Genomic DNA, 6,014 nt, shown 5'->3' on the forward strand with positions numbered 1-6,014 from the left:
TCGCGGACGGCCGGGACGGTGCCGTGTCACGCATCAACTTCCGGCCACCGGAACAGCTGAAGCTGCGCATCGAGGCCGCCGCCGCGCAGGAAGGGCTGTCGGTCAACGCCTGGCTTGTCCGCGTGGCCAGCGCGGCTCTTGCCGATCCCGGGACCGAACCGGATGCCGGCCGGCGCCGGGCCCGCCGAGACCCGGGTGGCGGCGGACGCTTTGTCGGCTGGGTCGGCTGACCCTGGGGCCGGCCCGCGATCCCAGCGGGACATCGTGCGGAAGGCATCGAAAAGCTGACCGGACAAGAGCGAACGAGGAGGAGCTCGCGTGGCCACATTCAGTACACCCGAACCCATCACCGTCGACCTGAAGCTGGGAGACGGCCAGGTGCAGATCATTGCCAGTGACCGTCAGGACACTGTGGTCCAGGTCGAAACGGAAGGTCCGGGCCCGGCATCGGGACGCGTCCGGGTCAATTTCACCGGCAACAAGCTCGAGATCAGGTCGACAAAACCCGCGGGTGGACGCGCCGGCAACCGTGGCCCGGTCGGCGTGACGGTCGAGGTACCGAGCCGGTCCAGTCTGGTGACGAGGACCGCCAACACCGACATTCGCGCCCGGGGGATTCTCGGTGCCTGCCGGCTGAACGGCGCCACCGGTTTCGTCGAACTGGACCGGACAGACGAGGTGCAGGTGAACCTCGCCGACGGTGACCTGCGGATCGGCTGTGTGAACGGGGATGTCGTGGTGCGCAGCGGGCGAAGCTCGGTGCATATCGACGAGATCCGTGGCGCGGCGACCGTCAAGGCCGCGACCGGCCCGGTTGTCATCGGGATGGCCGGGGGCGACCTGGTGGTGGCCACCGCCGGCGGCGACGTCGCCGTCGATCACGCCGCCGCGAACGTCACTGTCCGCACCGCATGGGGCAACCTGCGGGTCGGAGAGGTGGTCGGCGGGCGGGTCGACCTCGCCACCGGAACCGGCGACGTCGAGGTCGGTATCCGCGCGGGTCTGGCCGCCTGGGTGGACGCGCTCAGCAAGAACGGTGAGGTCCGCACCCTGCTGCCCCCGCGCAGCGGCCCTTCCTCGGCCGAGGACAAGACCGAGGTCCGTGCCCGCACCCAGAACGGCACCATCCTCATCCGCCCCGCCACCGACCCCGCCACGCCTGCCGACCCGACCGGCAACGTCGATCCCGTTGCCCCCTCCAACCCCCCGTCGGCCCGCCAGCCAGCCGCCAAATCCCTGTAGCGGGGCGGCCTGCCGCGACCACCGAGGAATCACCGTTCGATGAAAACCGAGCCGGATGTCGTCGTGTGGTTCGGTCCGCTTCGGACCGCTGCGGACGACGCCAGCGGGTGAAGGCGTCAGGCGGGGACGGCGGGAAGATCCCAGGTGTCGAGGCGGGTGGCGATGCCGGTCATCCCGTGATGGTGGCCGACGCGGCGGCGGGCGTCGGCGAGAAAGCGCCTCGCCCGGCGGGTCATCACCGCGTTGGGCCGGTGAGCGGAGATGTCCAGGGCCTCGTTGACCAGTGCCTCGGCCCGGTCCGCGTCACCTTGGTGCAGCTCGGCGGTGGCGGCCGCGATCCGGGCCATCGACCGTAGCCCGGTCGCCCCGGCCTGGTCGAGGCGGTGCAGGGCGGCATCGGTGTAGACTCGGGCGGCACGGGTCGCACCGAGTTCCACGTAGGCGGCGGCCGACAGTTCCGCGAGCGTGAGCGGGTTCAACGTGTCGATCGAGAAGCCGGGAACGCCACGCTGCTCCGCGGTGAGCGTGCCTTCGACCCGCCAGGCCCGGTCGATCGCCAGGTGCACACCGGGCCGATCACCCATCGCGGCCAGCACCCGGGCCTCGATCGCGGCCGCCCGGCCAGCCACCGGTGCCCGGGTGCCGACGTGGGCCGAGGCATCCCGGGCCAGCTGCAGCGCATCGTCAAGGCGACCGGCCTTGCGGGCGAGCGACGACTGCCACAGCCGAACCCATGCCTGCAGCGACCGGTCCCGGGCCAGGTCCGCGTGCTCGAAGGCCTCCGCGAACGAGACCCGGGCACACGTGGAGTCGCCGACGTCATGACGGGTGGTCGCCCACAGCGCGGCCAGCCGGCCGGCGGCCCGGTGTAGGCGGGCGTCAACGGCGGTGGAACGTCCGCCCTCGACCAGCATCGCGCGTACCACCGGTTGATGTCGCCGCAGGTACAGCGCGGTCGCGCCGATCGGGTTCCGTTCGTAACCGGCGGTGAGCTGACAGATGCGGGACTCGACGTGCCCAAGAACGTCCTGTGACGGGATCATGCCGACGCCCCGCAGCAGCAGCAGCAGGCCGGCGGGAAACGCCGTCCCTGCGTCTGCGGACAGCCGGAAGAACCGCCGCCTGCTGATCTCATGCATAGTGCACCTGTGCCCTGGTAGGTCTCCCGCCGCGCGGGAACATCGTCCGTTTGCGGACGGACCTGGACCGGACCCACTTCCATGTGCGCCCCCGTACTTTGCCCGACCACGTACAACGCGGACGCTAGTTGCGCGCGGACGTCAGCGGAGGGCCAGGACGGGTGGCTGCGAGTGGTCTCCCGCCGTGGCCGACCAGGACGGTCCGGGCACAGGCAGCCGGGTACACCGGCGGTGTGACACTTCCGCCGACGAGGCGCGTGGCGTCAGTCGTGCCTCCGGCGCCGGGCGACAAGATCGCGAGCTGCCTCCGGCCAGTCGGGAAAGTCGAAGGTGAAGCCCGCGTCCAGCAGCCGCCCGGGAACCACCCGGCGGCTCTTGAGGAGCAACTCGGTGTCGGTGCGCAGGGCAAACGCGCCGATTTCGGCCATCCAGGCGGTGGCGGGCAGGCCGGCCCGGACGCCGGCCGCCCGGCGTAGCGCCGCCATGAACTCCCGGTACGGCAGCGGGCTCGGTGACGCGAGATTCACCGGGCCGTCCACATCGCCGCGGTGCAACAGAAACTCGATCGCCCGCACCAGGTCGACGCCGTGAATCCAGGACATGTACTGCCGCCCCCCGGCGATCGGCCCGCCAAGACCGCACCGGGTCAGGCGCGTCATCATCTCGAAGGCACCGCCCGCGCCGGAAGCCATCACGATGCTCGTTCGCAGTGCGACCTTCCGTGTACTCGGGGTCTGCGCATCGGCCTGTGCGCGTTCCCAGTCCCGTGCGATCCTCACGCTGTAGGCCCAGTAGGCGGGGACACCTTCCTCCGAACCTCCGAGAACGCCGGTCGCCTCGTCGTTGGCCCGGTCGACACTGTGCGCGTAGATCGTGGCCGTACTCATCTGGAGCCAGACCGACGGCGGGCGGGCCGCCTGGGCGATCGCCGCGCCCACGACCGTGGCCGAATCCACCCGCGAATCCAGCATCTCCCGCAGATGACGTTTGGAGTAACGGCAGTTCACGCTTCGCCCGGCCAGATTGAGCACAGCGTCGGCACCGTCGATCTCCGCCAGCCACGTTCCTGTGTTGCGACCATCCCACCAGACCACCCGCGCGCCGGGTATACGGGCGTCCTCCCGTCGGCTCAGGACGACCACCTCGTTCCCGGCGCGGTCCAGTGCGTGCGCGAGGAGAAGACCGAGATGTCCGGTGCCACCGGGAATGACGATCTTCATCGTGCCCGGCTTCCGCGACGCGGTGTTGCCTGTGTTGCCTGGGGCGTGGGCTGCCGCATCTCGACCAGCAGAGCATGGATATCGGCGGTCACCGAGCGAAGCCCCGGAAGCCGACTCAACGGCAGGAGCCGGCTGATCAGTCGAGTGGTCGTGTCAACCAGCCGGCGGGTGCGTATCTGGTCGGGTGAGCGGTCACCGACCCAGAACAGCGTGATACCGAGATAGGCGAGCCAGAGAAGCTCCGGCAGATCCCGGGCCAGCGTTTCGCTGATTCCTCCGGCAGAGTCCTCGACTACCTCCCGGAAAAGGCCGATGGCGGCCTCGCGAGCAGCGGTGGATTCCCCACTGAACGGACTGGCTGGCGACGATGGCAAGATCGCCATCTTGATGAAAGATCCGGCGAAGGCATGGTAGGGCGCCATCTCGTCGATACCGGCGTGGAGCACTCCGCGGAGCCGGTCGGCGAACGCGGCGTACTGTAGTGCCTCGGCGGCCCGCCGTCGATGCCCCTCCTGGATGGTGGCGTAGAACTCCTGGACAAGAACTTCCTTCGAATCGAAATAATAGTAGGCGTTTCCCAGTGAGACGTGGGCCGACTGGGCGATCCCGCGCATCGTCGTGCGGTCATATCCGCGCTCCCGAAACGATGCCAGGGCCGCGTCCAGAATCAGCGCCCGGGTCGCGCCGCCGCCAGCGCCGCCCTCGGTGGTAACCGGATCATCGGCAGCGCGCCGGCCGGCCGCATCGCTGCCCGCTGTGCCCGACCCGCTGACGGCGTCGTGGCCATCCATGCCCCTGACGGTCATGCCGAGCTCCTCTGGTCGACCGGATTTTCGTACCGTAAGCTGTCAGTTGAACATGTTCAACCGATGGCTCGCAGGTGCGGGCTCTGGCTTCTTTGGCCGGCATGGGAAGCGCCGACCGCGCGGGATATCGCCGCAGGTCGGCGGGCATGGGGCGGATGAGGTGGCCTGTAAGCCGGGTTCTGTGGCCGGGGGAGCCTTACGGCGCCCCGGTGACGGCCATCTCTCTAGGGCCGTCGTTGCCGACGGCCTCAAGCGGTCTACCCGCAGGCTCGGGCGGGCAGCCCTCAGACGCCTGCGCGGCCCGCGACCGATACCGGCCGCGAACCTTATTGACCTTGCTCCGGGCGGGGTTTACCGAGCCGCCCAGGTCACCCTGGGCGCTGGTGCGCTCTTACCGCACCGTTTCACCCTTACCGGCGCCGCATGCGACACCGGCGGTCTGTTCTCTGTGGCACTGTCCCGCGGGTTACCCCGGGTGGGTGTTACCCACCGCCCTGCCCTGCGGAGCCCGGACTTTCCTCGGCGGCACCGGGACAGGCCCGACACCGACGCGGCCGTCCGGCCACCTCATCCGCTTCCTTCAGCATAGGGCATCCCGCGGCCTAGACTTCCAGTCAGGGGATGGAACCTGGACGGCTCGGGGCGCGCGCCGACGGGTGACCATGGGCGACGTACACGATGGGGCGGGACGATGGCGGGACCTGAGCAGCCGGGCAAGCGGATCGACCCCACCCGTCCACCGCAGTCCGCGCCACCCACCGGCGTCGGCACCGGGGCCGCCGGCTCGCCGGCCTCCGGGCAGGTCCCAGGGCCGTCACCCACGCCCTCGGCGTATCCGGCGGGCCCGCAGGGCGGTCCGGCCGCCGGCACGGGCGCGTTCCCCGCCAACCCCACCGTTCCTGGCGGTCCTGTTCCCGGTGGTCCGGCCGGGGGTCGGCCGGCGCGGCGGGGGATCGGGTACACCACCTACGCGATCACCGTCCTGGTCGCGGTCATCGCCATCCTCGTCGTCATCTTCGTGGTCAAGAACGACGCCCAGGTCAGCATCTGGCTGTTCGGAACCACCCGGCAGATGTCGGTGGCCGGGGCGCTCGCCGCGTCCGCCGGTGGTGGGCTGATCGTCGGTCTGCTGGTCGGAGTCATCCCGCAGATCCGGCTGCGCCGCGAACTGCGCCAGCTGCGCCGCGCCGCCCGCGGCTGACCCCACGCCACCCTCGGCTCGAGGTTCCCCTCGGTGGCGGTTCCCCTCAGGTTCACGGTTCCCCTCGGTTGGCGGTTCTCCTCGGCTCGTGGTTCTTCGCGGTTCGTGGTTGCGTGCCGAGGGTTGTTCGGTATATGGGGGGTGACATCCTCGAAGAGTCCTCGGCATGTCGAGGTCTCGTTCGCGATTCGAGCCGGCCTGGGTGCCGCCGGCCCACCAGCCCGGCGCCACGATGATCGATTGTTCTCCAGGCCTCGGCGGGATCGGCTGAGCGCCGGTTCCTCGGCGATGGGGTCGCCGGGACAAGCCGCGGGCCGCGCGGACCCCCGATGGCGCACCAGGGACCGCGATCCCGCTGCGCCGGCCTGAGCCCGGGCAGGGGCGGAACGAGTCGACGCACGGAGCG

At 70.4% G+C, this 6,014-nt stretch carries 6 protein-coding genes and 1 other RNA gene; 3 read left to right on the forward strand and 4 right to left on the reverse strand.

Features of this window, described 5'->3' with window-relative positions; translation table 11 throughout:
* Window positions 1-230: toxin-antitoxin system HicB family antitoxin (locus G6R24_RS17265; protein ID WP_163550258.1), on the forward strand; the 230-nt coding region annotated here is incomplete at its 5' end.
* A gap of 88 nt (window positions 231-318) precedes the next feature.
* The gene (locus G6R24_RS17270; RefSeq protein WP_163550259.1) at window positions 319-1,242 is read left to right on the forward strand and encodes a DUF4097 family beta strand repeat-containing protein; all 924 of its coding nucleotides are present in this window, start codon (window positions 319-321) and stop codon (window positions 1,240-1,242) included.
* Window positions 1,243-1,358: 116 nt separating this feature from the next.
* Here G6R24_RS17270 and G6R24_RS17275 read toward each other — a convergent pair whose 3' ends face one another.
* The 4 genes from G6R24_RS17275 to rnpB all read right to left on the reverse strand — a co-directional run bounded on the left by G6R24_RS17275 (window position 1,359) and on the right by rnpB (window position 4,977).
* On the reverse strand, window positions 1,359-2,381 hold the full coding sequence (locus tag G6R24_RS17275; protein ID WP_163550260.1) for an NsdA family TPR-like regulatory protein: 1,023 nt from the start codon (window positions 2,379-2,381) through the stop codon (window positions 1,359-1,361).
* A gap of 263 nt (window positions 2,382-2,644) precedes the next feature.
* The gene (locus G6R24_RS17280) at window positions 2,645-3,601 is read right to left on the reverse strand and encodes a TIGR01777 family oxidoreductase (RefSeq protein WP_163550261.1); all 957 of its coding nucleotides are present in this window, start codon (window positions 3,599-3,601) and stop codon (window positions 2,645-2,647) included.
* Window positions 3,598-4,407 carry a TetR family transcriptional regulator gene (locus G6R24_RS17285; RefSeq protein ID WP_217451593.1) on the reverse strand — a complete coding sequence of 270 codons (810 nt, stop codon included), beginning with the start codon at window positions 4,405-4,407 and terminating at the stop codon, window positions 3,598-3,600. The genes G6R24_RS17280 and G6R24_RS17285 overlap by 4 nt, the downstream gene beginning before the upstream one ends.
* 152 nt (window positions 4,408-4,559) lie before the next feature.
* Window positions 4,560-4,977, reverse strand: an RNA gene (rnpB, locus tag G6R24_RS17290) — RNase P RNA component class A.
* 121 nt (window positions 4,978-5,098) lie between these two features.
* On the opposite strand from rnpB, the gene G6R24_RS17295 reads away from it, so the two are divergent.
* Entirely contained in the window at window positions 5,099-5,608 is a 510-nt protein-coding gene (locus G6R24_RS17295) for a lipopolysaccharide assembly protein LapA domain-containing protein (RefSeq protein WP_163550262.1), read from the forward strand.
* The last annotated feature ends 406 nt before the right edge of the window (window positions 5,609-6,014 follow it).

The organism is Candidatus Frankia nodulisporulans (assembly GCF_902806475.1).
Classification (GTDB): Bacteria; Actinomycetota; Actinomycetes; order Frankiales; family Frankiaceae; genus Frankia; species Frankia umida.